This window comes from Mesorhizobium sp. dw_380, assembly GCF_018588885.1.
Classification (GTDB): domain Bacteria; phylum Pseudomonadota; class Alphaproteobacteria; order Rhizobiales; family Rhizobiaceae; genus Mesorhizobium.
The window spans coordinates 1-2,478 of record NZ_JAFFIW010000099.1 but is presented as its reverse complement, the minus strand read 5'-3'; the positions used below and the strand labels follow the sequence as shown (position 1 = coordinate 2,478).

Sequence of the window (2,478 nt, the reverse complement as noted above, 5' to 3'; positions counted from 1 at the left end):
GCATCGAGCGCGTCGATGAACTGGTCGGCGCTGTCGATGCCGGCGTTGACAGCACCGGCCGCCACCTCGCCGGAGAGTTGGGAAAGCCCTTCCGCGTCAAGCCCGGCAAACGCGCCGGGCAGTGAGCCGGTCCGGTCGAAGAAATCGAGGAGTGCCGTATCGACGCTCTGCTGGTTCTCGTTGAGCCCAGCGCCAATGATCGCCTCTGCGGTCGTCTGCAGATAAACGTTGTTCGCCGTATAGTCATAGACGAGGCTGCTTGTAAGGCCCGGCAGCGTTGGGGCGTCGAAGCCGCTGAATGCAGTGCCCCCCAGTCCCCCGTCAGCGTGGAGGATGGTATAGCTCTTGGTCACGAAGGTGCCCGGCAGGTAAGTCACCTCCACCGTGCCACCCGAGAGGTTGGCCGTGCCGGTAACGTTGGTGCGGTCAGCCGTAGTAGGCGAAACCTCCACAGCGTATGTGGAACCCGCCCCGAACACGAGGTCCCCCGCGACTGTGATCGTGCCGATCGAGTTGCCCGGTGCCAGGATGCCGCCCGCAATCGTCGTCTTGCCAACCGTGCCGGTGCCCCCCAGCGTGCCACCACCGTTGACAGTCGTAAGCACGGACGATGCAATCGACCCGTCCACCGACAGAACGCCGCCATTCACTGTCGTCGCGCCGGTGTAGGTATTGGCGCTGTCAAGAACGGTGCTGCCGCCATTCTGGCTTACCGTTCCGCCACCGCTTATGGCGGGCGAGAAAGTGAAGGCGTTCGATTGGTTGAAATTGATCGCGCCGTTGTTGGTCAGGCTGGACAGGCCAGAAATCGTCCCGGCGACGGCGCCATTCGCAACCGCATTGCCGAGATTGAGCGTGCCTGTGCTATTGATGGTAAAGCTGCCGCCGCTCTGGAAAGTCAGCGCGCCCGCGAGGTTCAGCGTGCCGGCGCCTCCGGCTCCGCTGGCTCCAAGGTTTGCGCCGATGGCAACTCCCGGAACTCCGGTGCCACCCAGGACAATGGCGCCCGCACTGCCGATGGCGATGGATGAGGTGGCGTCGACCGTAACGGCGCCGCTGCCGCCCGCCCCGCCCGCGGATACGTCGCTGTACGCTGAATCGCCGCTGCCGCCCATCCCGCCGACCAACAGTGTTTCGCCTACAGAAAGGCGTGCACCGTCCTCCAGCAAAACCGTGCCTGCGCCACCGGCCCCGCCGGCACCGAAGGCGCCCCCGCCGCCGCCGCCGCCGCCAACCAGCATCGAGCGGTCCACGGTCAGCGTGATACCAAAGACGGTGAGGTCCCCCGCGGATCCGCCGGAGCCGGCGTGGTCCCAGCTGCCGCCGCCGCCACCGCCGCCCACGCCGACGAAGTCGTAGCTTTGGCTGCTGGTCAGGATAAGCGAAGAGGGGCCACTCGCACCGGCATCCGGCGTCTTGCCCGAGATGTCGTTGCCGTCGCCATCGACCACCTTGCCGCCGCCGCCGCCACCGCCGTTGTTTGCACCGCCGCCACCGCCCAACAGACCGCCGAGGCCGCGCCAGAGGCCGCCAGCGCCGTCGGCTCCCGATCCGTCCGGGTTGACGCCGGCAGCGCCACCGACGTTCAGGACGGCAGGGGCCCCGCCACTATTGGGATGGCCGCCGGTACCGCCAGCGCCGCCCAGCGCACCGCCGCCTCCGCCTGCGGCACCTGTCGCACCACCACCTCCGACGCCACTGATACCGCCACCCGTGCCGCCGGAAGATTGTTGCCCAATGCCGCCGCCGCCGCCACCGATGCCGCCGCCGCCGCCATTGCCCCAGGTGCTGACGCCACCGTCACCACCGCTGCCGACCAGCAGACTGTCGGCCGCCGCTGGCAGCGAGGCCAACAGGACTGCCGCCATGGAAGATGTTGCAAGAAGAACTTTTGCACGAGCCGCTCGACGAGCCGCGCCTTGAAATGTCACGCCAGACATGCCTTACCCTCACGAAAAGTCCGTCGCGCGCCTTATCGACGCAACAACATCGGCAAGGTGCGCCGACTGCAACGACCCAAGGCGTGTCTCATCATGATTATGAAGGCTTTGAACGAGAATCCGTGCGCCACCGGCAATAGAGAGGCCAACTATGGTGGACGGCAAGGACGGTATTCGCGGCGACGGCTTTTCATCTTGGCTTGTTGCTTCTTGGCAACAGTATCACAGAAGTAACCGAGCAGAAGGTCCAAGTCGTGCATAAAAAAACGGCACCGTCGGCAAAAAAATAGCGTCGTCAGGCTTCGGACCGGTGCCCGCAATCACCCGCAGAAAAATCTCCCCAAACTCCTTGAGCTTCGTCGCCCCCACGCCATCCTGCTTCGCTCTTCGAGCTTCGCAGGATTGGCGCAGCCGGTCGAGCGAAGCAGGATGCCCTCCGAAGCTTCAGCGTAGGAGGGCTTACCAGCTGATCCCGACCTTGGCCTTGCCGGCATAGCTCTGGACATTGCCCGAGAATTCACCCTGGAAGCCAAGCGAC

At 65.3% G+C, this 2,478-nt stretch carries 1 pseudogene; it reads right to left on the bottom strand.

The window, feature by feature from the left end:
- A pseudogene (locus JT360_RS32950) lies at positions 1-1,868 on the bottom strand (hypothetical protein); the annotation flags it as partial.
- Between the last annotated feature and the right edge of the window lie 610 nt (positions 1,869-2,478).